Origin of the sequence: Chryseobacterium cheonjiense, assembly GCF_012927265.1 — a bacterium.
Lineage (GTDB): Bacteria > Bacteroidota > Bacteroidia > Flavobacteriales > Weeksellaceae > Chryseobacterium > Chryseobacterium cheonjiense.
Genome location: NZ_JABBGF010000001.1, coordinates 1869348 through 1895408, shown reverse-complemented (window position 1 = coordinate 1895408; position 26061 = coordinate 1869348). Strand labels below are relative to the sequence as shown.

Annotated in this window: 31 protein-coding genes; 29 read left to right on the top strand and 2 right to left on the bottom strand. The window is 36.1% G+C overall.

Translation table 11 applies throughout. The annotated features are described in order from the left end of the window. Positions 1-141: 141 nt before the first annotated feature. The 5 genes from HHL20_RS08580 to HHL20_RS08565 all read left to right on the top strand — a co-directional run bounded on the left by HHL20_RS08580 (position 142) and on the right by HHL20_RS08565 (position 2886). A complete protein-coding gene (locus HHL20_RS08580) occupies positions 142-759 on the top strand; it encodes an outer membrane beta-barrel protein (RefSeq protein WP_169230726.1) in 618 nt (205 codons plus the stop codon). 78 nt (positions 760-837) lie between these two features. After that, on the top strand, positions 838-1086 hold the full coding sequence (locus tag HHL20_RS19530; RefSeq protein WP_228463135.1) for a hypothetical protein: 249 nt from the start codon (positions 838-840) through the stop codon (positions 1084-1086). 29 nt (positions 1087-1115) lie between these two features. Beyond that, the gene (locus HHL20_RS19525) at positions 1116-1499 is read left to right on the top strand and encodes an outer membrane protein (protein ID WP_228463133.1); all 384 of its coding nucleotides are present in this window, start codon (positions 1116-1118) and stop codon (positions 1497-1499) included. Positions 1500-1537: 38 nt separating this feature from the next. After that, the gene (locus HHL20_RS08570; RefSeq protein ID WP_169230725.1) at positions 1538-2173 is read left to right on the top strand and encodes an OmpW family outer membrane protein; all 636 of its coding nucleotides are present in this window, start codon (positions 1538-1540) and stop codon (positions 2171-2173) included. Between the two features lie 59 nt (positions 2174-2232). Next, the gene (locus tag HHL20_RS08565; protein ID WP_169230724.1) at positions 2233-2886 is read left to right on the top strand and encodes a porin family protein; all 654 of its coding nucleotides are present in this window, start codon (positions 2233-2235) and stop codon (positions 2884-2886) included. A 137-nt stretch (positions 2887-3023) separates the two neighbouring features. On the opposite strand, the gene HHL20_RS08560 is transcribed toward HHL20_RS08565, so the two are convergent. Together HHL20_RS08560 and ffh are read right to left on the bottom strand one after the other, a co-directional pair. Next, a complete protein-coding gene (locus HHL20_RS08560) occupies positions 3024-3296 on the bottom strand; it encodes a TM2 domain-containing protein (RefSeq protein WP_087710381.1) in 273 nt (90 codons plus the stop codon). A 31-nt stretch (positions 3297-3327) separates the two neighbouring features. Beyond that, positions 3328-4689 (bottom strand): signal recognition particle protein, encoded by a 1362-nt coding sequence (gene ffh / locus HHL20_RS08555; RefSeq protein ID WP_169230723.1) that lies wholly within the window; start codon positions 4687-4689, stop codon positions 3328-3330. A 482-nt stretch (positions 4690-5171) separates the two neighbouring features. Here ffh and HHL20_RS08550 point away from each other — a divergent pair, with 482 nt between their 5' ends. From HHL20_RS08550 to HHL20_RS08435, 24 genes are all read left to right on the top strand, one after another. Beyond that, entirely contained in the window at positions 5172-5549 is a 378-nt protein-coding gene (locus HHL20_RS08550) for a hypothetical protein (protein ID WP_169230722.1), read from the top strand. 54 nt (positions 5550-5603) lie between these two features. Continuing rightward, the gene (gene atpB, locus HHL20_RS08545) at positions 5604-6707 is read left to right on the top strand and encodes a F0F1 ATP synthase subunit A (protein ID WP_169230721.1); all 1104 of its coding nucleotides are present in this window, start codon (positions 5604-5606) and stop codon (positions 6705-6707) included. 50 nt (positions 6708-6757) lie between these two features. Next, positions 6758-6952 (top strand): ATP synthase F0 subunit C, encoded by a 195-nt coding sequence (gene atpE, locus HHL20_RS08540; RefSeq protein WP_002979108.1) that lies wholly within the window; start codon positions 6758-6760, stop codon positions 6950-6952. Positions 6953-7037: 85 nt separating this feature from the next. Then, entirely contained in the window at positions 7038-7535 is a 498-nt protein-coding gene (locus HHL20_RS08535; protein ID WP_169230720.1) for a F0F1 ATP synthase subunit B, read from the top strand. 2 nt (positions 7536-7537) lie between these two features. After that, positions 7538-8077 (top strand): ATP synthase F1 subunit delta, encoded by a 540-nt coding sequence (gene atpH, locus HHL20_RS08530; RefSeq protein ID WP_169230719.1) that lies wholly within the window; start codon positions 7538-7540, stop codon positions 8075-8077. A 25-nt stretch (positions 8078-8102) separates the two neighbouring features. Next, on the top strand, positions 8103-8642 hold the full coding sequence (locus HHL20_RS08525) for a hypothetical protein (RefSeq protein WP_169230718.1): 540 nt from the start codon (positions 8103-8105) through the stop codon (positions 8640-8642). Positions 8643-8675: 33 nt separating this feature from the next. Further along, positions 8676-10253, top strand: a complete 1578-nt coding sequence (atpA, locus tag HHL20_RS08520; RefSeq protein ID WP_169230717.1) for a F0F1 ATP synthase subunit alpha — start codon at positions 8676-8678, stop codon at positions 10251-10253. 72 nt (positions 10254-10325) lie between these two features. After that, positions 10326-11189 (top strand): ATP synthase F1 subunit gamma, encoded by an 864-nt coding sequence (gene atpG / locus HHL20_RS08515; RefSeq protein WP_169230716.1) that lies wholly within the window; start codon positions 10326-10328, stop codon positions 11187-11189. Between the two features lie 106 nt (positions 11190-11295). Next, positions 11296-12654, top strand: a complete 1359-nt coding sequence (locus HHL20_RS08510; protein ID WP_169230715.1) for a hemolysin family protein — start codon at positions 11296-11298, stop codon at positions 12652-12654. Positions 12655-12675: 21 nt separating this feature from the next. Beyond that, positions 12676-12981, top strand: coding sequence for an ATP-dependent Clp protease adaptor ClpS (locus HHL20_RS08505; protein WP_169230714.1), 306 nt, complete (start codon positions 12676-12678; stop codon positions 12979-12981). Positions 12982-13095: 114 nt separating this feature from the next. Further along, on the top strand, positions 13096-14940 hold the full coding sequence (locus tag HHL20_RS08500; protein ID WP_169230713.1) for a T9SS type A sorting domain-containing protein: 1845 nt from the start codon (positions 13096-13098) through the stop codon (positions 14938-14940). 100 nt (positions 14941-15040) lie between these two features. Next, positions 15041-15673, top strand: a complete 633-nt coding sequence (gene udk, locus HHL20_RS08495) for a uridine kinase (RefSeq protein ID WP_394352917.1) — start codon at positions 15041-15043, stop codon at positions 15671-15673. 5 nt (positions 15674-15678) lie between these two features. After that, entirely contained in the window at positions 15679-16035 is a 357-nt protein-coding gene (locus HHL20_RS08490) for an FtsB family cell division protein (RefSeq protein ID WP_169230711.1), read from the top strand. Between the two features lie 106 nt (positions 16036-16141). Beyond that, positions 16142-17293 carry a methylmalonyl-CoA mutase family protein gene (locus HHL20_RS08485; protein ID WP_169230710.1) on the top strand — a complete coding sequence of 384 codons (1152 nt, stop codon included), beginning with the start codon at positions 16142-16144 and terminating at the stop codon, positions 17291-17293. Continuing rightward, positions 17293-17733, top strand: a complete 441-nt coding sequence (locus tag HHL20_RS08480; RefSeq protein ID WP_169230709.1) for a DinB family protein — start codon at positions 17293-17295, stop codon at positions 17731-17733. The genes HHL20_RS08485 and HHL20_RS08480 overlap by 1 nt, the downstream gene beginning before the upstream one ends. Before the next feature lie 49 nt (positions 17734-17782). Then, on the top strand, positions 17783-18166 hold the full coding sequence (locus HHL20_RS08475; protein ID WP_169230708.1) for a GxxExxY protein: 384 nt from the start codon (positions 17783-17785) through the stop codon (positions 18164-18166). A gap of 25 nt (positions 18167-18191) precedes the next feature. Continuing rightward, entirely contained in the window at positions 18192-19340 is a 1149-nt protein-coding gene (locus HHL20_RS08470) for a class I SAM-dependent methyltransferase (RefSeq protein WP_185194802.1), read from the top strand. A 123-nt stretch (positions 19341-19463) separates the two neighbouring features. Continuing rightward, complete coding sequence (locus HHL20_RS08465) at positions 19464-19766, top strand: hypothetical protein (protein ID WP_169229173.1); 303 nt, start codon at positions 19464-19466, stop codon at positions 19764-19766. 270 nt (positions 19767-20036) lie between these two features. Further along, entirely contained in the window at positions 20037-21416 is a 1380-nt protein-coding gene (locus HHL20_RS08460) for a dipeptidase (protein WP_169230707.1), read from the top strand. Positions 21417-21526: 110 nt separating this feature from the next. Continuing rightward, positions 21527-22528 (top strand): T9SS type A sorting domain-containing protein, encoded by a 1002-nt coding sequence (locus tag HHL20_RS08455; protein ID WP_169230706.1) that lies wholly within the window; start codon positions 21527-21529, stop codon positions 22526-22528. A gap of 78 nt (positions 22529-22606) precedes the next feature. Continuing rightward, the gene (locus HHL20_RS08450) at positions 22607-23314 is read left to right on the top strand and encodes an SDR family oxidoreductase (RefSeq protein WP_169230705.1); all 708 of its coding nucleotides are present in this window, start codon (positions 22607-22609) and stop codon (positions 23312-23314) included. A 118-nt stretch (positions 23315-23432) separates the two neighbouring features. After that, positions 23433-24179, top strand: coding sequence for an electron transfer flavoprotein subunit beta/FixA family protein (locus tag HHL20_RS08445; RefSeq protein ID WP_169230704.1), 747 nt, complete (start codon positions 23433-23435; stop codon positions 24177-24179). A gap of 123 nt (positions 24180-24302) precedes the next feature. Then, entirely contained in the window at positions 24303-25250 is a 948-nt protein-coding gene (locus HHL20_RS08440) for an electron transfer flavoprotein subunit alpha/FixB family protein (protein ID WP_169230703.1), read from the top strand. 201 nt (positions 25251-25451) lie between these two features. Further along, positions 25452-26051, top strand: coding sequence for a bifunctional nuclease family protein (locus tag HHL20_RS08435; protein ID WP_169230702.1), 600 nt, complete (start codon positions 25452-25454; stop codon positions 26049-26051). Positions 26052-26061: the final 10 nt, after the last annotated feature.

Sequence of the window (26061 nt, the reverse complement as noted above, 5' to 3'; positions counted from 1 at the left end):
AAGCTCAAACCTCTTTCATTAATACGATTTATACCCGTAAAATGCCAAAAAAAAGCAATGATATTAATCACGTTAACAAATTTTAATATCCGGTGGTACCTCTGTAAATTTGCCGCCAGAAAGTATTAAATTTTTAAAAAAATGAAAAAAGTATTATTAGCAGGTGCTATTGCACTTTTCGGTTTATCCAATGCTCAGATTGCTAAAGGAACTGCATATTTATCAGGACAGGTAGGATATTCTTCAACTCAGAATAACAATACAGATTCTAAAGTAGAAGATTTTACTATTGTACCTACTGTTGGATATTTCGTAGGAAATAACGTGGCTGTTGGTTTAGGTGTGGGTTATGCAAACAGTTCTACAACTACAACAAATGCTTTAACTAATGTTGAGACTAAACTTTCAACGGATGCATTTGTAGTGGCTCCATTCGTAAGAAAATACTGGACTGTAGGTGAGAAATTATACATCTTCGGACAGTTAGAAGTTCCAATGGCATTCGGTAAAGATAAAGCTGAATACAGCGGTGCTTCATCTCAGTTCAATACTGAATCTAAATTCACTTCCATCGGAGTAAACGTAAAACCAGGTTTAGATTATTTCTTAAACAAAAACTGGTCTATCGAAGCTACTATCGGAGAATTCGGATACAACAACTTCAAGTACAAAGATCTTGACAAAAGCACTGATAACTTTAACTTCGGATTGAATTTATCTTCAGTTACTTTCGGTGTTAAATATGTTTTTGCTAAATAATAAACAAAACATATATCATTAAAAGTCCTAAGTTTTTTGCTTAGGGCTTTTTCCACTTATTTATTATACTAAAGAACCATGAAAAAATTACTCTTAGCCGGAGCTGTTGCGCTTTTCGGGCTTTCCAATGCCCAAATTAAAACAGGTACGCTTTATCTGTCTGGTCAGGCGGGCTATTCTCAGGAAAAAAATAATAATACGGACGACAAACTTCAGAATTTCAGCATTATTCCAACAGTTGGGGTCTTCATTGCTCCTAATTTGGCTGTCGGCACAGGGATCGGTATATTGGAAGCAGAGCAGAAAATACAGATATCAATAATTTAGGATTTGGTATTGAAACCCTGCAATCAAAGGTGAAAGCAGATGCTTTTACAGCAAGACCGTTCATCAGAAAATACTGGACGCTTTCGGATAAGTTATATATTTTCGGGCAGCTTGAAGTTCCTATTGAGATTGGAAAACGTACGGCAGATTTACAATTTGATTATATTAATATGAGTGGATATATCTATTCTCAAAGTATAAATATGGAACAGAAATATACTTCTTTTGGTGTAAATGTGAAACCAGGATTAGATTATTTCATCAATAAAAACTGGACGATTGAAGCTACAATAGGCGAGTTTGGCTACAAAAATATGAAGATTAAAGATCAGGAAAAAGGAACTGATAACTTCAATTTTGGTTTAAACTTATCTTCGGTTACTTTCGGAGTAAAATATGTTTTTGCTAAATAATTAATAAACTAAATATAAACTTTTAAATTTTAAAAATCATGAAAAAACTATTACTAGCAGGTGCTGTTGCACTTTTCGGATTATCAAATGCCCAAATGACTAAAGGAGACTGGGTAGTAAGCGGAAATACAGGTTTCGGATTCAACAACGTAACGACTACTGTAAAAGTAGGAGAGGAGTCTGCAGACGGACCAAAAGTAAGCACATTTTCAATCACTCCTTCTGTAGGATACTTTGTTATTGATAAATTGGCGGTAGGAATCGATTTAGGACTTACAAGCGCTACTACCAAATACGAAGGTACAAAAGCTACTACTACAAGTTTTTCAGTAATGCCAACGGCTACTTATTATTTCGCTAACGACAGCAAATTTGTTCCTTTCCTTGGTGCAGGTATCGGATATGCTTCAGTGAAAAACAAAGGAGAAATGAATGTTTTAGGAGTTTCTGCTTCTGATGAAACCACAACTGACGGTCTTGCATGGAAGGTAAAAGGAGGAGTTACCTATATGGCTACACAATCTCTAGGGATCAACCTTGGTGTATCTTACGATCAGTTCTCCAACAAGCAGACGATCATGAATACAGATGTTAAAACAAACGTAAAAACTTTCGGGGTAAACGTTGGTTTCTCTTATTTCATCAAGTCTAAAGCTCAGAAATCTGATAAATAATTAGCTAATCAAAAAAAATACAAAACAGGTTCAATAATGAATCTATAAAAATTGATATAATGAAGAAAATTTTATTCGCATCTGTTTTAGCATTATCTACAGCAGCAACTGCACAGACAACTTTTGGATTAAAAGGTGGATTTGCCTTATCTAAATTAACATCAAATGAAGACTTAGACGTTTTCGAAGGTGTAAACGGAGGTTTAAAATCAAAGCCAGGCTTTTACGTTGGCGCTTTGGTTGAGCATAAATTCAATAATAAATTTGCTGTACAAGGTGAGGTTCAGTATGCCAATCTTGGGGGGAAAGCCGAAGTTTCAGTATCAGGCATCACCGTGACAGAGAAATTCAATCTGAACAGAATTGTAATTCCTGTATCTGCAAGATATTATGCAACACCTGATCTTGCGGTATATGCAGGGCCTTTTGTAAGCATTAAAACAGGAACCAAAGTAAATATTGATGTATCTGGCGGTACTGCAAATCCTCAGTCATTGAATGAAGCAGAAAGTTTCCTGGAAGAATCATTTGATAATGGTTTGAAATCTGCTGAGTTCGGATTGTTTTTCGGTGCAGACTATAACGTTTACAAAGGGCTTTTTGTAGATGCACGTTACAGCTTCGGATTGTCTAATATGATTAAAGATCCTGTAGCAGACGAAAAAATGAAGATGAATTTTTTCCAGATAGGATTAGGGTACAAATTCAAATAATACAAGAATCTGTCTAAACTTAAATAATAATCGATGAAATTATTCAGATTAAGTCGGTTAATATTGGAATTAAAAAATCCGGCTCAAATAAAATTTGAGCCGGATTTTATTATATTTAATTAGTAAAACCTGAAGTTTTAAAACCATTCTTTCTGGTTCTGAACATAAGTTCTGTCAAATTCTTCATCAGATTTTGTAAGGTAAATAATCCCTTCAATAAATCCAACAATCCCAACAATCCCACAAGTTACAAGTCCTAAAACTAATTGAATAATTCCTGCTTTAGTATATCCAAGATAGAATTTGTGAATTGCAAAAGTTCCAAGTAAAATTCCTAAAATTCCTGCAACAACTTTTTTCTCTGATTTGTAAGGTTGGTTGTAATTCCCTTGTTTTTCGTTAAGTTCCATAATAATATTTTTTAATCGTTTTTTTGTGTGTTTATTTACCGAACATTCCGCCCATTCCAGGCATATTAGGCATTTTGCTCATCATCTGCATCATCTGTTTTCCCTGAGGTCCCTGCATCATCTTCATCATTTTACCCATTTGGTCAAACTGCTTCATCAATTGGTTTACATCCTCAATTTTTCTACCTGCACCTTTGGCAATTCTGTTTTTTCTCTGCGTATTGATAATAGATGGCTTTCTTCTTTCTTCAGGAGTCATAGAGTAGATGATCGCTTCAATATGTTTGAATGCATCATCACTGATCTCTACATCTTTGATCGCTTTTCCAACACCAGGAATCATGCCCATCAAATCCTTCATATTCCCCATTTTTTTGATCTGATTGATCTGTTTCAGGAAATCATCAAAACCAAATTCATTTTTGGCAATTTTTTTATGAAGCTTTTTCGCTTCTTCTTCATCAAACTGTTCCTGTGCTCTTTCCACCAATGAAACAACGTCTCCCATTCCCAGGATTCTGTCTGCCATCCTTTCCGGGTAGAAAAGATCCAACGCTTCCATTTTTTCACCGGTAGAAATAAATTTAATTGGCTTTTCAACCACAGAACGGATTGTTAAAGCTGCTCCACCACGGGTATCACCGTCTAATTTTGTTAAAACAACCCCGTCAAAATTTAGAGTATCATTGAATGCTTTTGCCGTATTCACTGCATCCTGACCCGTCATGGAATCTACAACGAATAGTGTTTCGTTTGGCTGAATGGTAGAGTGTACGGTTTTGATCTCCTTCATCATCTGCTCGTCAATCGCCAAACGACCTGCGGTATCTACAATCACAACATCATGGCCGTTGGATTTAGCAAAATTAATAGCGTTTTGAGAGATGCTTGAAGGATCCATAGAACCTTCCTCCGTGAAGACAGGAACACCAATCTGACCGCCCAAAACTTTAAGCTGGTCGATCGCAGCCGGACGGTAAACGTCACAGGCAACCAAAAGAGGTTTTTTATTTCTTTTTGTTTTTAAATAATTGGCCAGTTTTCCGGAGAACGTTGTTTTACCGGAACCCTGAAGCCCTGCAATAAGAATCACAGATGGTTTTCCGGAAAGGTTGATTCCTTCCTGAGAACCTCCCATAAGATCTACAAGCTCATCATGAACGATTTTCGTCATTAGCTGTCCAGGGGTAAGGGAAGTAAGGACATCCTGTCCCAGGGCTTTATCCTGAACTCTTTTAGTTAGATCTTTTGCAACTTTATAATTAACATCGGCATCCACCAATGCTCTGCGAATTTCTTTTACGGTTTCCGCCACATTGATTTCCGTGATTTTTCCACGTCCTGAAATATTATGCAGCGCCTTGTCTAATTTATCCTGTAAACTATTAAACATATGTATTGTAAATTATAGGTTTGCAAAAATAAGGAATTTTTTAGTATATCTAAAGACTTCTATACGTAATATTATCTATATAAGTTGAATTAAGCCATTTGAATTTTTTTACAACTTTTTTAAATGGAATTTTTTTAAGAGAATTAGATTACAGCAAAAGCAGGATTATTTTTTTTAGAAGCTTTTTCCGGCTTTCGCTACTCGCTTTTTCTGGTTTCGGCGGCGGCTTTGCCGCCGCCGAAACCAGAAAAGAGCTCAGGCATGCCGCTCAATCCCGGCTAGGATAAAGTTTGAGGCTTATGAGAAATGATGTTTAAAGCCTTTAGGATTTAGCCTATAATACAATTGAACAATACATTTTCTAATTTATATTTATAACAGTCATATGATAAAAATCAAAATATATTGAAATACAATAGAAAAAGTCTATTTTTGTGATCAGTTAAAATCAGCCTAATACATGTTAGGTAAAAATGAAGTAAATGAAAATCAATCCCAATCTTCTGGTTACTGTATTATTTTTTCTGACATTTCTGATCCATTTGTCATTATGGAAATTTGTTTTTCATCTTGATGAAGTAATAATTGTGAAGTTTTACCTTTTCCTGAGTATCATGTTCATGATGATGATTACGCTTATTATTCTAATTAATAGAGTAGCTCCTGAATTTTTAGGTTTATCAGTGATTGGTTTGATCTTATTAAAGTTCGCTTTAATGTATTTAATCCGGAAAAAATTAAATTTTGAAGCCATTCCGAGCTACAAATTTCATTTTATTATACCTTATTTTGTCCTGACCACGCTGCTTACGTACTATGCGATTAAGCTTATTAATCATGACAAAAAACAGGAAAATTAATTATTGTAAACCAGAAAATTTATTATATTTTTGCACAACGAAAAAAACCTATCAATGTTTAAGAAATTCGCAGTTTTATTCTACAGTATTTTTGTATTAAACTTAGTGTCTGCACAGCACGGAGAACCTACTGCTGAAGCAGGTTCTGCTACTACAGAGCTTTCAGAGAAAGACAAAGTAAGTAAAGAAAACAAAGAGTTCATCGATCATCACTTGTTGGATGCGCATGACTTTACATTGATGGTAGATAAAGATGGCCATCATATTGGTTTTCCTCTTCCTGTTATTTTTTATGATAACGGATTTCATGCTTTTATGAGCAATAGCAAAGAAGGATTTATGCATGGAGAAGCTACTGAGGTTGATGGTAATTTCTACAAATTGCACCACGAAAAAATTTATAAGACCGATGCAAACGGGACATTGGCGGAAGATAAAGAAGGTCATGTTACATCAGAAAAAGTTTTAGATCTTTCAATTACAAAAAGTGTTCTGATCATTATTTTAGTTTCAATCTTCATGTTGGTATTGTTTACAGGAATGGCAAGATCTTACAAGAAGTCTCAGGTTCCTACGGGTGCTGCAAGGTTTTTAGAACCACTGGTGATTTTCGTAAGAGATGAAATTGCAATCCCGAACATCGGCCACAAATACAAAAGATTTATAGGTTATTTATTAACGGTATTCTTCTTTATTTTGTTTTTAAACGTTTTAGGATTGATGCCTTTCGGAATCAATGTTACAGGTAATATTACCATGACATTCTTCCTGGCGATCCTTACGTATTTAATCACGACATTCTCTGGTAATAAGGATTATTGGAAACATATCTTCTGGATGCCGGGAGTTCCTGTTCCAATGAAACTGATTATGTTGCCAATTGAATTATTAGGAACAATTACTAAACCTTTCGCTTTGATGATCCGACTTTTTGCGAACATGACTGCAGGGCACATTGTAGTAATGAGTTTAATTGGGTTGATCTATGTATTCAAGAACGTTGCTGCAGGTGTTGCATTCCCGTTCCTTACATTGGTAATTTATTTATTGGAAGTATTGGTAGCATTCCTTCAGGCTTATATCTTTACAATGCTTTCTGCTTTGTTTATCGGTATGGCAGTACAGGATCATGAGCATGAACACCATGCGGCTCACTAATAATTGAAAGTTAAATATAATAAGAAACAAATTTTTTAAAATTATATATTATGGAAATCCCTAAAATTGTAGGTGCTGGTATCGTAGTACTAGGTGTAGGTATCGGTCTTGGTAAAATCGGAGCTGCTGCTCTTGAAGCTATCGCTAGACAACCTGAGCAATCTGGAAAAATCCAAACAGCTATGCTTATCGCAGCTGCACTTGTAGAAGGTGTTGCGTTTGCTGCTCTATTCGCAGTAAACTAATTAATCTAAACCACTATCTGCAACGGTTGGTTACAGATAGTGGTTATTTAAGAAAAAAAGTAATAATTATTTATACATTAATATAATGGAATTAATTCACCAGTTTTCATCAGGATTATTTATTATCCAATCTGTTATTTTTCTAGCATTGTTATTTTTGTTAGGTAAATTCGCTTGGAAACCTATTTTGAAGTCGATCAATGACAGAGAAACTTCTATCGTTGATGCTCTTAATCAAGCTACTTTAGCAAGAAAAGAAATGGAAACTTTAAAAGAGGATAACGAAAGAATCATTCGTGAGGCGAAAATCGAAAGAGACGCTATCCTTAAAGAAGCAAGAGAAATTAAAGATAGAATTGTAGGTGAGGCTAAGGACGCTGCTAAAGCTGAAGGAGATAAAATGATCGAAGCTGCTAAACAGACCATCAACGCTGAAAAAAATGCTGCTATGGCAGACATTAAGACACAGATCGGTACTTTATCAGTAAATATCGCAGAGTCTATTCTTAAGCAAAAGCTTGATAACAGCGAAGCTCAAAACGAATTAGTTCAAAATTATCTAAACAAATCAAACCTTAACTAAGAATGCTTACATCTAAAGTAGCTAAAAGATATGCACAGGGTTTACTTGATTTCACCAACGAATCAGGGCAAACGGCTACTGTATTTTCTGAAATGAAAGATGTAGTGAAGATCATGACTGAATCTGAGGATTTAAAAAAGTTCTTCCTTACCCCATACATCGATTCTAAAAAGAAAGTAGAAGTAGCAGGCGAAATTTTTAAAGGTTTATCCTCTTCTTCCAGAAATCTTATTACATTAGTGATCAGACACGGAAGAGAGAATCAGCTGAAAAACATTGCTCAGGAATTCATAAACAAAGTTGAAGACATCAACGGAGTACAGAGAATAAAACTTACTGCAGCAACTCAGCTTTCCCAAGAGAATATAGACCAGATTTTAGGATCTACCAACCTGGTGAATACCAATTCAAACTTCGACCTGATCGTAAATGTAAGGCCTGAGATTTTAGGAGGATACATTTTAAGAGTGGGAGATCAGCAGGTAGACGCTTCAGTAAGATCGAAGCTCAACCAAGTGAAAAAAGATTTTAGTTTAAATTAATAACAACACAAAAACACACACAAAGATGAAAAAAATTTTATTAGGTTTTGCTTTAACAATTTCTTGCTTATCTTTTGGACAGAAAATCAAAGTTAAAAAAGACATTGCCTTTGTTGAAGGTAAAGAATTTGTTAAAATTACAGAAGATCCTATATCTCGTCATTCATATAATGTAACTTCTTTAAGTGGGACTGATTTATTTTATTTGAAATATAATACTTATAAAGATCCTAAAGAAGTAGATTATAAATATAATCGTGATGGTTCTGTTGGCTATTTTGAAGTTATGTCAGCAGATTTTAATACGGCTTATTTTGAAACTCATCTTACAGGATGTTTAATGGGATGTAATATTACCGAAAACTTTATCAAGATTATATATGGAGGTAAAGTTGTAAAAGAAGATGGAACTCTAGATATAAATAAGCTAGAAGTACTTTCTAAAAAAATAGGATTTGAGTACACACAAAAAAGAGAGGAAATGGGAAGTGCCTCAAATGGAAGTACTGTAATTATGCAAGATACAAAACCAAGAAATGGTTTTAATATCAGCATAGGAAGATAAAAATTATTAAAAAAAAGAAAAAACAACCATACAATGGCAGAAATAAATCCGGCAGAAGTATCTGCGATCTTAAAACAGCAATTGGCCAACTTCGATACTCAATCAAACGTTGAGGAAGTAGGTACAGTTTTAACCATCGGTGATGGTATTGCTCGTGTATACGGGTTAGAAAACGTACAATACGGAGAGTTGGTGAAATTTTCTAGTGATGTAGAAGGTATTGTACTAAACCTTGAAGAAGACAACGTAGGTGTTGCGCTACTTGGTGAAAGTAAATTGGTAAAAGAAGGAGACACCGTAAGAAGAACAAACAGAATCTCTTCTATCAAAGTAGGAGAAGGTATGTTAGGAAGAGTAGTAGATACTCTTGGTAACCCTATCGATGGTAAAGGTCCTATTTCTGGGGATTTATACGAAATGCCATTGGAAAGAAAAGCTCCCGGAGTTATCTACAGACAGCCGGTAACAGAGCCTTTACAGTCAGGTATCGTGGCGATCGACTCAATGATCCCTGTAGGAAGAGGACAAAGAGAGCTTATCATCGGTGACAGACAGACTGGTAAAACTACTGTTGCGATCGATACGATCATCAACCAAAAAGAATTTTTTGAAGCAGGGAAACCTGTATATTGTATATATGTTGCAATTGGACAAAAAGCGTCTACCGTAGCACAAATCGTAAAAACACTTTCTGATAAAGGAGCTTTGGCATATACGGTAATCGTTGCCGCTAACGCTTCAGATCCGGTTCCAATGCAGGTATATTCTGCAATGGCAGGAGCTGCGATCGGAGAGTTCTTCAGAGACACTGGTAGACCTGCTTTGATCGTTTATGATGATCTATCTAAACAAGCAGTTGCTTACCGTGAGCTTTCTCTTCTATTGAGAAGACCTCCGGGCCGTGAAGCTTATCCTGGAGACGTTTTCTATCTTCACTCAAGACTATTGGAAAGAGCTGCAAAAGTGATCGCTGATGACAATATCGCAAGCCAGATGAACGATTTACCTGAGTCTTTGAGACCAATCGTAAAAGGTGGCGGTTCATTAACGGCGCTTCCGATTATTGAAACTCAGGCGGGTGACGTTTCTGCGTATATTCCAACAAACGTAATCTCTATTACTGACGGGCAGATCTTCCTTGAATCTGATCTATTCAACTCAGGGGTACGTCCTGCAATCAACGTGGGGATCTCCGTATCGAGAGTAGGAGGTAACGCTCAGATCAAATCAATGAAAAAAGTATCTGGTACGTTAAAATTAGACCAGGCACAATATAAAGAATTAGAAGCGTTTGCTAAGTTCGGTTCTGACCTTGATGCTGCTACATTGGCAGTAATTTCTAAAGGAGAAAGAAACGTGGAAATCCTTAAGCAGCCGGTAAACTCTCCACTTCCTGTAGACAGCCAGGTCGCTATGATCTACGCTGGAACAGAGAACTTATTAAGAAACGTTCCTATCAGAAAAGTTAAAGAATTTCAAATCGAGTATATCGCATTCCTTAGATCTAAGCACCCTGAAACGATGGCTGCTATCAAAACTGGAAAAATCGATGACTCAATCACGAGTGTTCTTAAGCAGGCAGCTAACGATTTAGCTTCTAAGTATAACTAAAAAATTCAATGTTTAAGGTTTAAAAATAACGTTTAAACCTTAAACTTAGACCTTAAACCTTGAACCAAAATAATGGCAAACTTAAAAGAAATACGAGGCAGAATTACGTCAATTTCATCTACGATGCAGATTACCCGTGCTATGAAAATGGTTTCCGCAGCGAAACTGAAAAAGGCACAGGACGCTATCGTAATGTTGAGACCATATTCTGAAAAACTGCAGGAGCTTATCCAGAATGTAAATTCCAGCTCAGATCCTGACCAGATTTCTGTGTATGCTCAGAAAAGAGAGGTGAAAAGAGTGCTTTTCATCGCTGTTACTTCAAACAGAGGTCTTGCCGGAGCTTTTAACTCATCGATTGTTAAAGAGCTTAATGCACAGTTTCAGAACAATTCTCAATATGAAATTGAAGTTCTTCCTGTAGGTAAAAAGGCTTTTGATGCTGTAAGAAGAAACCGTACGGTGTATTCTAATGCAAGTTCTGTGTATGACAACCTTAACTTTGATACAGTAGCTCATGTTACGGAAGCAGTAATGACCAGCTTTAAGGAGGGTAAATTTGACGAAGTTTATTTAATTTATAATAAATTTATCAATGCAGCTACTCAGGAAGTAACCACAGAGCAGCTTCTTCCGATCTCAATGCCGGAAAACACCGAATCTCAGGTTGAAACAGATTATATCTTTGAGCCGAACAGAACGGAGATCTTAGATAATCTTATTCCAAAATCTATCAAGACTCAGGTTTTCAAGGCTATCCTTGATTCAGTCGCTTCTGAACACGGTGCGAGAATGACGGCCATGCACAAAGCTACGGATAATGCCCAGGCTCTGAAAAATGATCTGGTAATTTTCTATAACAAAGCAAGACAGGCTGCAATTACCAACGAAATTTTGGAAATTGTTTCCGGAGCAGAAGCTTTGAAAAACTCATAAAAGATATTTCATACAATATTTTATTAAAGCATCGTATACCACGATGCTTTTTTTGTTATTTTTATTTTGTATATATTTGTATCAATAAATTATATACAACTTCTAAATGGATTCGGACATAGTCAGGCTTTTGCTGGCCTTATTACTTGTTTTACTAAATGGCTTCTTCGTAGCCGCAGAATTTTCAATTGTTAAAGTTCGTTACTCTCAAATTCAGTTAAAAGCCGCAGAGGGAAACTCTATGGCAAAGCAGGCGGAGCACATCATCAAACACCTTGACGAATACCTGTCCGCAACACAGCTCGGTATTACTTTGGCTTCCCTTGCCCTCGGTTGGGTGGGAGAAAGCGCATTGCATCATATTGTTGAAAATATTTTCAGCTCACTTAATATTGATCTCACCGAAACAACGGTTACCTCAATTTCCGTAATCACCAGTTTCGTTCTTATAACAATTATGCATATTGTTTTCGGGGAACTTATTCCGAAATCCATTGCGATCCGTAAGTCAGAGTCTACTACGATGGCAACGGCTATTCCGTTACGGGTATTCTATACTGTTTTCAAACCATTTATCTGGTTGATGAACTTAATGTCCAATACTTTTTTAAGATTGGTGAAAATTCACCCTGCTTCAGAGCATGAAATACACTCTACCGAAGAGCTTCAGCTTTTGGTAAAACAAAGTGCAGACAGCGGGGAAATTGAAGAGGAAAACTATGAGATCATCAAAAATGCTTTTGATTTTACAGATCACTCTGCCAAGCAGATCATGGTTCCGCGTCAGAATATTACTTCCATCGATTTCGAAGAAGATGTTAATGAAATTATTAATAAAATCATGGAGAGCGGATATTCCAGGATTCCCGTATATGTAGATTCTATTGACAATGTAATTGGTATTCTTTATACGAAAGAGATTATAAGAGAATTTGTTAAAAGAAAAGGGGAGCTCAACCATGAAGATCTTAAAGAACTCATGCGTGATGCATTTTTTGTAGTGGGAAGTAAAAAGATTTCAGACCTTCTGAAAATATTCCAGCAGAAAAAGCAGCACCTTGCCATTGTAATAGATGAATTCGGAGGTACCGAAGGAATCATTACCCTGGAAGATATTCTGGAAGAACTGGTAGGTGAAATTCAGGATGAAGAGGATGATGAAGAAAAAATCGTTGACAAAATCGGGGAGAATACCTATTGGGTACAGGCAACCCAGCCACTTGACGAAATCAATGAATTTATCCCTAAAAAACTACCTCTTTCGGAAGAAAGCGAATACAATACCCTTGCAGGATTTATTCTTCATGCCTTGGAAGATATCCCTGAAGAAAACCAGGAATTCGAACTTGAAAATTATCATTTTAAAATTTTAAAAATGAATAATAAAAGCGTAGAATTGGTAGAACTGGTATATGAGGAACCTAATAACATACATGATCTGGCAGAAAAAATAGGCGAGGTCTGATATAATTTTAAATAAATTGTAATGTTTTTTTATAACAATATCAAAGATTACGAAGATCCGAAACGAAAGTACGAAGAAGATGTTCTTGTGCTGGATGATACGGATGAAGTGTATAAACTGGTTTTACATAATGATGATGTGCATACCTTTGATTATGTCATAGACAGTTTGATTGAAATTTGCAAACATACACTTGAGCAGGCAGAACAATGCACTATCCTTGTTCATTTTAAAGGGAAGTGCACGGTAAAGACAGGTTCTATGGATGTACTCAAACCGATGCATGAAAAACTGCTGTCCAGAGAACTGACCAGCGAAATCGTATAAATAGCTCCGGCCTTGGCCGGAGCTATTCTTTTTATAAATAACACCTTCTTTATCGAATTCGTAAAAATTTCGTAAAAATTCGTATCTTGCGTTAATAATTATAAAAAAGTGTAGATGAAATTACAAATTAATTCTTTGCTTGTTGGCTGTTTACTTTCCTGTACGGCTTTATCCGGTCAGCAATCATCATTGGAAAATCCTGCAAGAAACTGGATTACTCAAAATTCAAGAAGTATAGGGCTTCAGGATTTCAGCACATTGAAATTAAGCTATGTGAGAAAAGGAAATTCAGGAGAAACGCTTCGTTTTCAGCAAATGATAAGCAACGTGCCGGTATTTCAGTCAGAAATTGTAATGCATTTCAATAAGAATGGGCAGATAAGCTATACTGCTACCGAAAGTTTTAAAAAAAATGTACAGCAGATCAATACTGACCCTGCAGTTTCATCAATAGATGCTTTAAAAAAAGCACACGTGGCTTCTCATTCAAAGGGAGAAATCACTTATGAAGAAAGTAAGCTTTTTGTATATGTTACAGAACAGGGCGAAACAAAGCTGGTATATCGTGTTTTGACAAATTCTTATGAAAATCCCGGTAGCTGGGAAACTATCGTAGATGCAAAAACAGGCGAAATCATTAGTGTGAAAGATATATCCTTCCGTCATAAAGAGAAAGAAACCCCTGAGAAAAATAAAAAGAAGACTCAAGTTAAAAAAAATGTTCTCGTAACGGGTTCTGCATATATTTTTAACCCTGATCCCCTTTCCAAAATGCAGGTTGCGTATGGAGGACAGTATGTGGATGGAAATGACGCTACCAATGCTAGTCTGGATGCAGCAAGAACTTTGGTTACCATTCCCGAACTTGAGTTGACAGCAGGCGTATATAAACTAAAAGGGACCTATGCTGAAATCAAAGAGCTGGAAGCCCCTAATAAAGGACTTTTTACGCAAACGAGCAACCAGTTTCTATTTAATAGAAATCAGGACGGATTTGAGGCCGCTAATGCATACTGGCATATTGACAACAATCTTCGCTATATTAATTTAACTCTGGGAATCCCGTGTATTCCAAGTATGAACAACGGAGTTCTCGCATTTGATCCGCACGGAGAAAACGGAGCAGATAACTCTCATTATGATCCCAACAGCCAGATTCTTGTTTTCGGGGAAGGTGGCGTAGACGATGCCGAAGACGCAGATGTTGTGCTGCACGAGCTGGGCCACGGTATTCACGACTGGCTTACCAACGGAAACCTTTCTCAGGTTAACGGACTGAGTGAAGGTTGCGGAGACTACTGGGCACAGTCATACAGCAGAAGTTTAAATCAGTGGCAGCCAACCGACGCGGCATACCAATGGATGTTCAGCTGGGATGGCCACAATCCTTTCTGGGCTGGAAGAATAACAGATTATACAGCAATTTATCCAGGTGGATTAAGCGGATCCATTCATACGGACGGACAGATCTGGGCTTCTGCACTCATGAGAATTTATGATGCCATCGGAAAGCAAAAGACAGACAGAGCATTTCTTGAAGGATTAAGCCTTACCACTTCAAATACCAATCAGCAGAATGCAGCAATTGCCGTAAGACAGGCCGCTATTGATATGTTGGGGACCTTTGGGTTCACCTGTAATGATATCACCCAGATTACAGCTGAATTTACCGCTGCAGGCTACACGTTACCGGCTTATTCATGTCAGCTGAGCGTAGATGATCTTTCTAAAAAAGAAATCATTGCCATTTATCCGAATCCTGTTTCAGAGATCTTGCATATTTCCATGAAAATCAGCAAAGAAGAAAAGGTTGAAATTTTCAATATGGAAGGAAGAAAAGTGTTAGAAACAACCATTGCCAACGGAAGAAATACGGTCAATGTCTCTCAATTGGCAGTCGGAGATTATATTCTGAGGATAAAAGGCCTGGAATTATCAACAAAATTCATTAAAAAATAAAATTTAAATCCGGTGTTTCAGCATCGGATTTTTGTTTTAAATAATTTCAGGCGGCATTATTTTATTTGCATTCAACTAAAATAGTATATTTGTAAAAACTATAAAGAAACAAAACAGAATGCTTGTAATAGGAATTGCAGGAGGTACCGGATCCGGCAAAACTACGGTTGTTGACAAAATTATCCAGCAGCTTGATATCGAAGGAATGAACATCCTTTCCCAGGATAATTATTATCATGATAATCATAACCTTACTTTAGTAGAAAGAGAAGCTTTAAATTACGATCATCCGAAGTCCATCGATTTTGATTTATTGATAAAACATGTAAAAGCGTTAAAGAATAACGAATCTATTGAACAGCCGATTTACAGTTTTGTAACCCATTCCAGAACCGGAGACCACGTTACTGTAGAACCTAAAAATGTATTGGTGGTGGAAGGAATTCTTGTTCTCACCAATAAAGAACTGTTGAAAGAATTTGATCTGAAAGTATTTGTGCATGCAGATTCGGACGAAAGACTGATCAGAAGGATAAAAAGAGATACACAGGAAAGGGGAAGAGACCTTAATGAAGTACTGCACCGATACCAGACTACGCTGAAACCGATGCATCAGGAATTTATTGAGCCTTCAAAAAATGAAGCGGATCTTATTATTCCCAATATGAGGCAAAATTCAGTAGCCATTGATTTTTTAACCACTGTGATCAAAAATTCTTTGAGAAAACATTAAATACAATGAAAGGAACCAAACTTATCAAAGACATTCAGCCGAAATCGGAAACATTTAAATTCATTCAGAAATATATTCTGAATAAATATACCATTACGATCTGCCTGTTTTTGGTCTGGATGATTTTTTTCGATAAAACTTCGTTTTTGGTAATTAATGAGCTTAACGGTGAGATCAACAAATACGAAGAACAGCTTCAGTATTATAAAACGGAATACGAGAAAAATGACGCGTTTTATAAAAAGCTGATGAATAATAAATCTGAAAAAGAAAAGTACGCCAGAGAAAACTACTTCATGAAAAAACCTGATGAAGAGATCTTTATTCTCGTGGTAGACAGCGCCAATATTGCCAAAAAATAACTTACGATCAATAGGTGAATTGTCAATTCGCTTTGCTGGAAATTTTAAAAATCACCTGCGAGCAAAATTCACTGTTGATCATTCACAATAATCCAATTCATTATCCATGTCAAACACAGCTTGGGAAAATTTAGTCAAAAAGCAACTCAAAACCGAAGATATCAATGCTATTCTCACTAAAGAAAATTTAGAGGGAATCATCGTAAAGCCTTTTTACGATGAAGTTCAGCAACAATTGATCAATCTTCCGAAAGTAGAAGAAAATACCCATCTTGTGGCTAGGTATCACGAAAGCCTTGAAGAAGATGTTTATGCATTTCTCTTGGATCATAATGTGGAAAACCTCGTACAGAAGACCATTTTTGTTGATGATATTGAGCTTGCGGGACATATCAGCCCAAAAGAAGAGGATCAGTATTTTTCGCTGATTGATGTTTTTGACGAAAAAGAAACGGTGATAAATGATCAATTGGTTAAAGAATTACTGGCAAAACAGTTCAGAAGAAACATCTGTATTAATATTTCTCTTCATCAGAATGCAGGAGCATCCATTTATCAGCAATTGGGAATTGCATTGGCAAAAACCAAAGAACTGATTGAAATGTATGGTCAGGAAATTTTACATAAACTCATCTTCAGAATCGCGATAGGAACAAATTATTTCTTTGAAATGGCCAAATTAAGAGCTTTTAAACTTGTTTTTAATCAGCTTTCTAAAGAATATGAAGCTGATGAAATTCCCTATATTTTTGCAGAAACATCATTAAGAAACAAAGCCGTATTTGATAATGAAAACAACCTGATCCGTTCTACTCTAGAACTTGCTGCCGCGATGATTGGAGGGGCAGACGCTGTTTTCAGCAACAATTATTTGGTAGAGAGATCAACCGAAAATTCAGAGGAAATTTCCTTTAAGCAGCAAATTGTTCTGGCTTATGAAAGCATTATTAATGTTTTTGAAGATGCTTCCAACGGAAGTTACTTTGTTGAAGATATTACCCGTCAGATTGCAGAAAAATCCTGGGCTTATTTTATAGAGATTGAAGACGGTGGCGGTTATATGGAGCTCATGAAACAAGGAATTATCCAAAAACAGATCTATCAGCATGCCTTAGAAGAACAGAAATGGGTGGAGGAAGGAAAAATTAAGCTCATTGGAGTAAATTTATACCCAAAATCAGAGGTTAAAAAGTCTGCTGAAGACTTGTATAATGAAAATGAAATTAAACCCGTTCGCTGGGCTGAAATGTTTGAATAATGAAAGAAAAACTTATTGATTTATTTGAATATACTTTTCATTTCAACAAAGAAATAATTAAAGTTATTGCCGAAAATCTTGGAAAGGTTGACGAAAAAACGATCAGTCTCATCAATCATACTTTAAATGCCCAGCAGATCTGGAACTCAAGAATTTTAGGTGAGCAAACATTTGAAGTATGGCAGATTAATCCCTTTGAAACGCTAGAAGAAATAAATCAGCGAAACTTTGAGAAAAGTATTGAAATCATCAATAATTTCGATCCCGATCAAAAGATTAATTACCAGAACTCCAGAGGTGCAGATTTTGAAAATACCGTTTTTGAAATGCTTTTTCAGGCCATCAACCATTCTACCTATCACCGCGGACAAATTAATTCTTTATTAAAGCAAAACGGAATAGATCCAATCTTAACGGATTATATTTTTTATAAAAGATAGATTTTAATAATCCCACAGATTTCTCAGATAACACGAATTACATACACAAATGAATGAAAATGAAATCAGCTTTTATATCAGAAAATCTATTTTTTCTGCTTATAATGAGCTTGGACCGGGACTTTTAGAAAAGGTCTATGAAAAAGTTTTAACTTACGAATTACAAAATAGCGGCTTAGCTGTTAAAACACAGGTACAAATTCCAATTAGATATAAAGGCTTGTTTATTGATACAAGTTTTATTGCCGATATTATTGTTGAAAATAAAGTAATTGTTGAAATAAAATCAATTCCGGAAATCAGTAATGTTCATCATAAACAATTATTAACCTATCTAAAACTAACAGGTCTTAAATTAGGATTATTGGTTAATTTTAATACAGATTATATTGATAAAAGTATTATCAGAAAAATAAACGGAAGTATTAGCTAATAAATCTGAGTGATCTGAGAAATCTGTGGGAGATAAATTATTAAATATAAAAGTTCAGGACTATATCAATGCAAATCTCAATACGGATTTGCATGCTTTGCTTTTGAAAAAATCACCATTTTCGGAAGTTTCTATGCATGAGATTGTACAGCAGATCAAAGGGAAACAGGTCGCACAGAAGAAATTCCCTTTTCTGTTAAAAGAAGGTATTATTTTCCCGCCACAGCTCAATTTGGAGCAATCTTCTTCAGAAAAAACAGCGTTGTATAAATCTAAACTCCTCCAGGGAGACAAATTTATTGATCTTACTGCAGGGTTTGGAATCGATGCCTATTATTTATCTGAAAATTTTCATGAAATCACATTAGTGGAGCAAAATCCGGATCTTCTGGAAATCGTAAGAAATAACTGGAATGTTTTAGGGAAAAAAGCAAAATTCATCAATCAAAAACTAGAAAACTTTCTTCAGGAAAATAAAGATTTTTTTGATGTAATTTATCTTGATCCGGCCCGTAGGGACAATAACAAGAATAAAGTTTTCCTGCTGGAAGATTTATCTCCGGATATTCTATCTATTCAGGATACATTGACATCTTCAGCTCATAAAGTTGTCATAAAACTTTCCCCTTTAATAGATTTGAAATATTTGGTTTCTGTTTTGCCCGGTATATTCAGAATGGATATTATTGCCGTCAAAAACGACGTCAAAGAAATTGTTGTTTTTCTATCCAATGAGAAGTCGAAAAATATTTCCTGCAATTGCGTAAATCTTGAAAGCGATGACCCGGTTTTTGAATTTATATTTGGTGATGAAGAAGATACCATTGCAGAATACGGGGAACCGGAAAAGTATATTTATATTCCTAATAACACCGTTTTAAAAGCGGGTATTTTTAATCTTATTTCAGAAAAAATGGGATTGAAAAAACTACATCCCAATACACATATTTATACTTCGGATTCACTAGTCAGCAATTTTCCGGGAAGAATATTCGAAATGGAAATTATTGATGCTAAAAAGATCAAAAAGAAAAGCCAATACAATATTATTGCAAAAAATTATCCTCTGAAACCGGAAGAGTTAAAGAAAAAATACAGCATAAAAGACGGAGGTGAAAATTATCTTATTTTTACACAATCAAAAAAAGGGAAAATAATTTTAAAATCAGTATAAAAATGTTGCTGTAAAATGCAAGATTTCTTAATTTTGGGCAATTAAAAAATTAGAACACAATCGCTCATTGCTTAAAATATAGGAGCATGCGATTGGTGATCCTTAAAAAAATAAATTTTCCATATGAAAAAATTAGTTATATGTTTAGCCCTTGCTACTGTTGCGGTAAGCTGTAAAAAGATCCAGGCGGGAGGTAACAAAAAAGTTATCAAACTTGAGGAAGGCGTGGAAAGATACTCTGATGACGAACAGACAAGCGGTGAGCAGGATAATCTTTCTGAATACAGAGGAGATGCACACGACGGTCATGAAGCTCCTGTAAAAACAGATACTGCCGGTGCTCCGATGCATAAAGAAGTAGATAATAAGCATTCTGATGCTACTCCGATTCCGGAAGGTTCGCAGACGCCAAAGGCTGAACACTAATTTATTAGGCAAAATATAAAATGTCCCGCATTCTGCGGGACATTTTTTTATCCGGATTTCAGCAATTGTTAAATTTGCGGCGGCAAAGCCGCCGCAAATTCAAACTGCAGATAAGCTGATCATGTTCAATCATATTTGTTCATCATTGAAGCTAATTAACAATTTCCATGAAGCTCTTTTTCAGCACCAGCTGGGAACTGAGGAAAATTATATCTTTTTGTTTGTTCCGGCGGGGCAAATTTTTTACTTTTAACGAAATAATATTTTACAATGCAAGAGACATTAAATTACATCAGCAAAAACAAGCAGCGTTTCGTGGATGAATTATTTGAGTTACTGAGAATTCCTTCTATTTCTGCAGATCCCGCGTATAAAGATGACGTTTTGAAATGTGCGGATGTTGTAGCAGGATACCTGAAAAATGCCGGTGCCGATAATGTGGAAGTTTGCCAGACAAAAGGATATCCTATCGTTTTCGGAGAAAAAATGTTAGATAAAAACCTGCCAACCGTTCTAGTGTACGGACACTACGATGTACAGCCGGCAGATCCGCTGGAACTTTGGACAAAACCTCCGTTTGAACCTTATATTGAAAAAACGGAACTTCATCCTGAAGGAGCCATATTTGCCAGAGGTTCTGCAGATGATAAAGGCCAGTTCTTCATGCATCTTAAAGCATTTGAAGCTATGATGAAAAGCAACACACTTCCTTGTAATGTTAAATTTATTCTGGAAGGCGAAGAGGAAGTAGGTTCTGTGAGTCTTGGAGATTTTGTTAACGAAAACAAAGAAAAGCTTTCCTGCGATTGTATTTTGATTTCCGATACTCATATTTACAGCAATGAGCAGCCAACGGTTACTACGGGTTTACGAGGGTTAAGCTATGTGGAAGTGGAGATAGAAGGACCAAACAGAGACCTTCATTCAGGATTGTACGGCGGTGCGGTTCCAAATCCAATCCACGTGCTCTCAAGAATGATTGCTAAGCTTATTGATGAAGACGGACATATTACGATTGACGGTTTTTATGATAATGTTGAAACTGTTTCGGATGCCGATAGAGCAGATATGAACAAACTAAAAGACAACCCGGAAGAATTCAAAAAATCCATCGGACTTAATGGAGTTGAAGGCGAAAAAGGGTATACTACCCTGGAAAGGACGTCTATTCGCCCTACGTTAGATTGTAACGGAATCTGGGGAGGTTATACTGGTGAAGGAGCCAAAACCGTAATTCCGTCAAAAGCTTCTGCTAAAATTTCAATGCGTCTGGTTCCTTATCAGACTCCTGAAGAAATTACGGAAAAATTCACCAAATACTTTGAAAAAATAGCTCCCGAAAATGTAAAGGTAAAAGTTACGCCGCACCACGGAGGAATGCCTTATGTTTTACCAACGGATACAAAAGAATTTCTGGCAGCAAAACATGCTATGGAATCTGCCTTCGGAAAAGAAGTTCTTCCTTACAGAGGAGGAGGAAGTATTCCTATTACCGCGATGTTTGAGCAGGTGTTGGGCGCAAAATCTGTATTGATGGGATTCGGGCTTGATTCCGATGCCATCCACTCGCCGAATGAACATTACGGATTATTCAATTTCTATAAAGGAATTGAGAGTATACCGCAGTTCTTTGAGAATTACTCAAAATGATAAATGTTAATCCTTAAGATTTTTTTCTTAAGGATTTTTTATTTTTTTTATGATGTAATTAATTATTGTATAAAATTGTTATCTTTATAATGATTTAAACATTAAGCATCATGAAAAAAAATCTACTAATTAGTGCATTTTTATTTACACTTATACAATTAAATGCACAATCTCTACAAAGTGATAATTTTAATTCCTATACTGTAGGAAATGTTGGTACTGATATTGGCGGAGCTACAGCCGGACAGGGTGGCTTTTATACAGATTTTGCTTCTGGCAGTAATTCAGATGGACAAATTGTAAATGTTGATGTTTCTCATGGAAAATCTCTTCAGATGACCGGAAGCGCAACAGCAGTTGGCACCAGATACATTTGGAAAGATGGTTTGAATACCGCCTGGGCTGCAAGAACAGCAGGAAATAATATAATTAAAATTACTGTTAGTTTATATACTGGTAGTGTTACAGCAGGTGCCGCTTCAGGAAGAGCATTAATTTATGATAGTACGTACGGTAAATTCTTGACAGGAGTAGGCTACAATTATGCCACACAAAAAATTATAGGATTGGGATATTATACAATTTCTGGTTCTACGGGAAATTATAGTTTTTCATTAGGATCAAATACATACCCTGCTAACACTTGGGTTACGGTAAGCTGTACCTTTGATAAAGCTACCGGTATAGTTTCCTGGACAACACCGGAAGGAACTTTTAATCCCGCAGCAACAGCAACACCGGCTGGTTCTGGAACAGATCCTTTTGAATTTGATTTAATATCTGCTGTGGCAACAGGAAATACGGTAGCACATATTACTTCTTTTGATGATTATTCTGTAATTGCAACTAATGCTGCTGCTTTAGGTACAAAAGAAGCAAATCTGATCGAAGAAAATAATATTTCTCTTTATCCAAGCCCTGCCGCAGACTTTATAACTATAAAATCTAAATTACCAATTATAAAGGCAGAAATATTTGATTTTACAGGCAAAAGATTAAATTCACCAGTGGAAGATCATAAAGTAAATGTTACCGATCTTAAACCCGGAGTTTATATTATGAATGTTCAAACTAAAGAAGGAATTTCTACTCAGAAATTCATCAAAAAATAAAATACTGACAAATATTAGTTATCTTAAAACGCTCCGTTCGGGGCGTTTTTATTATTTTTAAGAACTAAATCAAAAAGTATGATAAAAAATAAAGTAGCCTATATAACCGGTGGAACCAAAGGCATAGGATTCGGAGTTGCAAAAGTTTTGCTCGAAAATGGGATTTCTGTCGCATTTTCCGGGAGGAAAAAAGAAGATGTTGAGAAAGCTGAACAGGAATTAAAAAAGTATTCTGAAAATGTTCTCGGAATCGTTTCCGATGTAAGAAGCCTTGAAAGCGAAGAGGAAGCAGTAAAATACACGATAGAAAAGTTCGGGAAGCTGGATTTTGTCATTGCCAATGCCGGACTTGGTGTTTTCAAGCCTGTAGATCAGTTGTCTGCAGAAGAATGGAATGATATGATCGAAACCAATCTGACTGGTGTTTTTTATACGTTAAAAGCATCCGTTGAAGAGCTGAAAAAAACAGAGGGGTATTACATAACCATTTCAAGTCTTGCCGGAGCCAATTTCTTTGAAAAAGGAGCAGGTTACAATGCTTCAAAATTTGGAGTTGTTGGATTTACACAGGCCGCTATGATCGATCTTAGAAAATACAATATTAAAGCTACAGTGATCATGCCGGGATCGGTGGCAACGCATTTCAACGGAAATACTCCGTCCGAAAAAGACGCATGGAAAATTCAGCCGGAAGATATGGGCAACCTTGTTCTCGATATTTTAAACATGAATCCAAGGGTTTTACCAAGTAAGATCGAATTTAGGGCAACAAAACCAGCGAATTAAATACATCTAATGCGCTGAATAATAAATTAATAAGTATTATGCATGCATAATATATTTTTTAATTATATTAGCGATTGAAACTTTAAGGCTTCAGGGCAATAAAAAATTAAAACAACATATGAAAATATTAGTTTGCATAAGTAGTGTTCCTGATACTACTTCTAAAATTAACTTTACGGCGGATAAGTCCGCATTCGACAAAAACGGAATTCAGTGGGTGATCAATCCGCTTGATGAATTTGCATTAACAAAAGCAATTAAATTACAGGAATCTCAGGGTGCAACAGTAACCGTAATAAACGTTGGTGATGCCACTACCGAGCCTGTTATAAGAAAGGCACTGGCTATCGGTGCAAATGATGCGGTAAGAGTAAATCTTGATCCTAAAGACAGTTTCTCTACAGCTAAAGAAATCGCTGCCGTAGCACAAAACGGAGGATATGATCTTATTCTTTGCGGAAAAGAATCTATCGATTATAATGGAGGCTCAGTTCCGGGAATGCTTGCTCAATTATTGAATCAGCCTTTCGTAAATGCTTCCGTAGGACTTGATGTGAATGGAAGCGAAGCGACTGCTGTACGTGAAATTGAAGGAGGTAAAGAAACTATTTCCGTGAAATTACCTGCTGTAATCGCCGGTCAGAAAGGATTGGTAGATGAAAAAGATTTGATTATTCCGAACATGAGAGGAATCATGTCTGCAAGAACAAAACCTTTACAAGTGGTAGAACCATCTTCGTCAGAAGTAAAAGTTCAGGGAGTTTCTTATGACAGCGTACCGCCAAGAGCAGCTGTGAAAATGGTATCTCCTGATAACCTTGATGAGCTGGTAAGATTACTTCACGAAGAAGCGAAAGTTATCTAATAAGAATCAAGTAAAAGTAAAAAGATTCAAATTACAATTACATTAAAGCATACTATTTATTCAATACGTTACAATTAGTTGAAAACCTTGAATCTTGAACATTAAACCTTAAACAAATTTAAAATGGCAGTATTCGTATACGCAGAAAATATAAACGGAGTTTACAAAAAAGCAGCCTTTGAAGCAGTTTCTTACGCCAAAGCTGTTGCAGATCAGGCAGGAGATACCGTGACTGCGATCTCTGTAAACCCAACAGATTCTTCAGATTTGTTATACAAGTATGGAGCATCAAATGTAATCAACATCAAAGACGAAGGTCTTAAAAATTTCTCCGCAAAAGCTTATGCTCAGGCAGTAAGTGAAGTGGCAAACGGAAATATCATCGTTTTTCCTCACACTACTGATGCTTCTTCCATTGCTCCGATGCTGGCGGTAATGAACGGACATTCTTTAATTACAAACGTATTGTCTGCTCCGGAAAGCCTTTCACCATTCCAGGTAAAAAGAAGAGCTTTCTCAGGAAAAGGATTTATGCATGCAAAAGCTGAATCGGCGGGTGTTATCATCACTGTTTCACAAAATGCTTTTGGAGTTAAAGAAAATCAGGTTTCGGGAACAGAAGAGGTGAAAAATCTTTCCATTGCTAATGAAGACACGAAAGTAATCTCTCACGAGCAGAGCTCAGGAAAACTGGATCTTAAAGAAGCTGAAGTGGTAGTTTCTGCAGGAAGAGGAATGAAAGGTCCTGAAAATTGGGGAATGATTGAAGATCTTGCAAACGTTCTGGGAGCTGCAACAGCATGTTCCAAGCCGGTTTCAGATATCGGATGGAGACCTCACACAGAACACGTAGGGCAGACCGGTAAAGCAATCTCTCCTAATTTATATATTGCCGTAGGTATTTCAGGAGCCATTCAGCACCTTGCCGGGGTAAACTCTTCCAAAACTATTGTTGTCATCAACAGTGACGCGGAAGCTCCATTCTTTAAATCAGCAGATTACGGTGTGGTAGGAGATGCTTTCCAGATTATCCCTGCATTAACAGAAAAAATTAAAGCTCTTAAAGGATAAGAGAAGTCAATTGTGAATAGTCAATTGCTACGCTTTTTAATATTTTAATTAGTATTAAAAAAATCATGCAAAGTAAAACTGACTTTTAAAAGAAAATTCACAATTTACCAATCATTAATCACCTATAAAAGCCCATTTTGGGCTTTTATTTTTGTCTAAAAAGTAAAAAAAACTTTCAAAAATTAATCTATATTTGTACTTATGGATTATAAACAGCTAATTATTCGCGGAATATCGTACAGCCAGACCCAATCAGGAGCGTACGCATTGTTATTGGAACATGAAGAAACACATATAAAATTACCTGTTGTTATAGGAAATTTCGAGGCACAATCCATTTCTCTTGGTCTGGAGAAAGATATACATCCGCCTCGTCCTCTTACACATGATTTATTTACAAAATTTATCGTTTCTGCAAATTATGAACTCGTTTCCGTTATCATTTATCAGATTGTTGACGGGGTGTTCTTCTCAAATATTAATTTTAAAAATAAAACCACAGAAGAAGAGCTTATTCTTGATGCAAGAACTTCTGATGCAGTGGCGATGGCTGTGAGATTTGATGCTCCCATTTTCACTACACAGCAGGTTCTTAATGAAGCAGGTATTCTTCTCGAACTGGAAGATGTTTCCAAAGAAGAACAGACGTTCTCTGAAACAGTAAATACAGAAGACAGCCTGAGATCAGTTTCTATGGAAGAACTTCAGAAATTACTGGAAGAAGCCGTAAAAGAAGAAGATTATGATACTGCCTTGGAAATCCAGGAAGAAATCAAAAGAAGGAAAAAGAAAATCGATTAAGAGATATTAT

Excerpts from the sequence above, each read along its gene's own strand:
- atpH (WP_169230719.1), top strand. The coding sequence starts at position 7,538 with ATGCTTACATCTAAAGTAGCTAAAAGATATGCACAGGGTTTACTTGAT.
- HHL20_RS08475 (WP_169230708.1), top strand. The coding sequence starts at position 17,783 with ATGAATGAAAATGAAATCAGCTTTTATATCAGAAAATCTATTTTTTCT.
- HHL20_RS08435 (WP_169230702.1), top strand. The coding sequence starts at position 25,452 with ATGGATTATAAACAGCTAATTATTCGCGGAATATCGTACAGCCAGACC.
- atpB (WP_169230721.1), top strand. The coding sequence starts at position 5,604 with ATGTTTAAGAAATTCGCAGTTTTATTCTACAGTATTTTTGTATTAAAC.
- HHL20_RS08550 (WP_169230722.1), top strand. The coding sequence starts at position 5,172 with ATGAAAATCAATCCCAATCTTCTGGTTACTGTATTATTTTTTCTGACA.
- atpE (WP_002979108.1), top strand. The coding sequence starts at position 6,758 with ATGGAAATCCCTAAAATTGTAGGTGCTGGTATCGTAGTACTAGGTGTA.
- HHL20_RS08450 (WP_169230705.1), top strand. The coding sequence starts at position 22,607 with ATGATAAAAAATAAAGTAGCCTATATAACCGGTGGAACCAAAGGCATA.
- HHL20_RS08580 (WP_169230726.1), top strand. The coding sequence starts at position 142 with ATGAAAAAAGTATTATTAGCAGGTGCTATTGCACTTTTCGGTTTATCC.
- HHL20_RS08480 (WP_169230709.1), top strand. The coding sequence starts at position 17,293 with ATGAAAGAAAAACTTATTGATTTATTTGAATATACTTTTCATTTCAAC.
- HHL20_RS08445 (WP_169230704.1), top strand. The coding sequence starts at position 23,433 with ATGAAAATATTAGTTTGCATAAGTAGTGTTCCTGATACTACTTCTAAA.
- HHL20_RS08560 (WP_087710381.1), bottom strand. The coding sequence starts at position 3,296 with ATGGAACTTAACGAAAAACAAGGGAATTACAACCAACCTTACAAATCA.
- HHL20_RS08535 (WP_169230720.1), top strand. The coding sequence starts at position 7,038 with ATGGAATTAATTCACCAGTTTTCATCAGGATTATTTATTATCCAATCT.
- HHL20_RS08460 (WP_169230707.1), top strand. The coding sequence starts at position 20,037 with ATGCAAGAGACATTAAATTACATCAGCAAAAACAAGCAGCGTTTCGTG.
- atpG (WP_169230716.1), top strand. The coding sequence starts at position 10,326 with ATGGCAAACTTAAAAGAAATACGAGGCAGAATTACGTCAATTTCATCT.
- HHL20_RS08565 (WP_169230724.1), top strand. The coding sequence starts at position 2,233 with ATGAAGAAAATTTTATTCGCATCTGTTTTAGCATTATCTACAGCAGCA.
- atpA (WP_169230717.1), top strand. The coding sequence starts at position 8,676 with ATGGCAGAAATAAATCCGGCAGAAGTATCTGCGATCTTAAAACAGCAA.
- HHL20_RS08505 (WP_169230714.1), top strand. The coding sequence starts at position 12,676 with ATGTTTTTTTATAACAATATCAAAGATTACGAAGATCCGAAACGAAAG.
- ffh (WP_169230723.1), bottom strand. The coding sequence starts at position 4,689 with ATGTTTAATAGTTTACAGGATAAATTAGACAAGGCGCTGCATAATATT.
- HHL20_RS08455 (WP_169230706.1), top strand. The coding sequence starts at position 21,527 with ATGAAAAAAAATCTACTAATTAGTGCATTTTTATTTACACTTATACAA.
- HHL20_RS08510 (WP_169230715.1), top strand. The coding sequence starts at position 11,296 with ATGGATTCGGACATAGTCAGGCTTTTGCTGGCCTTATTACTTGTTTTA.
- HHL20_RS08525 (WP_169230718.1), top strand. The coding sequence starts at position 8,103 with ATGAAAAAAATTTTATTAGGTTTTGCTTTAACAATTTCTTGCTTATCT.
- HHL20_RS19530 (WP_228463135.1), top strand. The coding sequence starts at position 838 with ATGAAAAAATTACTCTTAGCCGGAGCTGTTGCGCTTTTCGGGCTTTCC.
- HHL20_RS08500 (WP_169230713.1), top strand. The coding sequence starts at position 13,096 with ATGAAATTACAAATTAATTCTTTGCTTGTTGGCTGTTTACTTTCCTGT.
- HHL20_RS08440 (WP_169230703.1), top strand. The coding sequence starts at position 24,303 with ATGGCAGTATTCGTATACGCAGAAAATATAAACGGAGTTTACAAAAAA.
- HHL20_RS08485 (WP_169230710.1), top strand. The coding sequence starts at position 16,142 with ATGTCAAACACAGCTTGGGAAAATTTAGTCAAAAAGCAACTCAAAACC.
- HHL20_RS08570 (WP_169230725.1), top strand. The coding sequence starts at position 1,538 with ATGAAAAAACTATTACTAGCAGGTGCTGTTGCACTTTTCGGATTATCA.
- HHL20_RS08465 (WP_169229173.1), top strand. The coding sequence starts at position 19,464 with ATGAAAAAATTAGTTATATGTTTAGCCCTTGCTACTGTTGCGGTAAGC.
- HHL20_RS08490 (WP_169230711.1), top strand. The coding sequence starts at position 15,679 with ATGAAAGGAACCAAACTTATCAAAGACATTCAGCCGAAATCGGAAACA.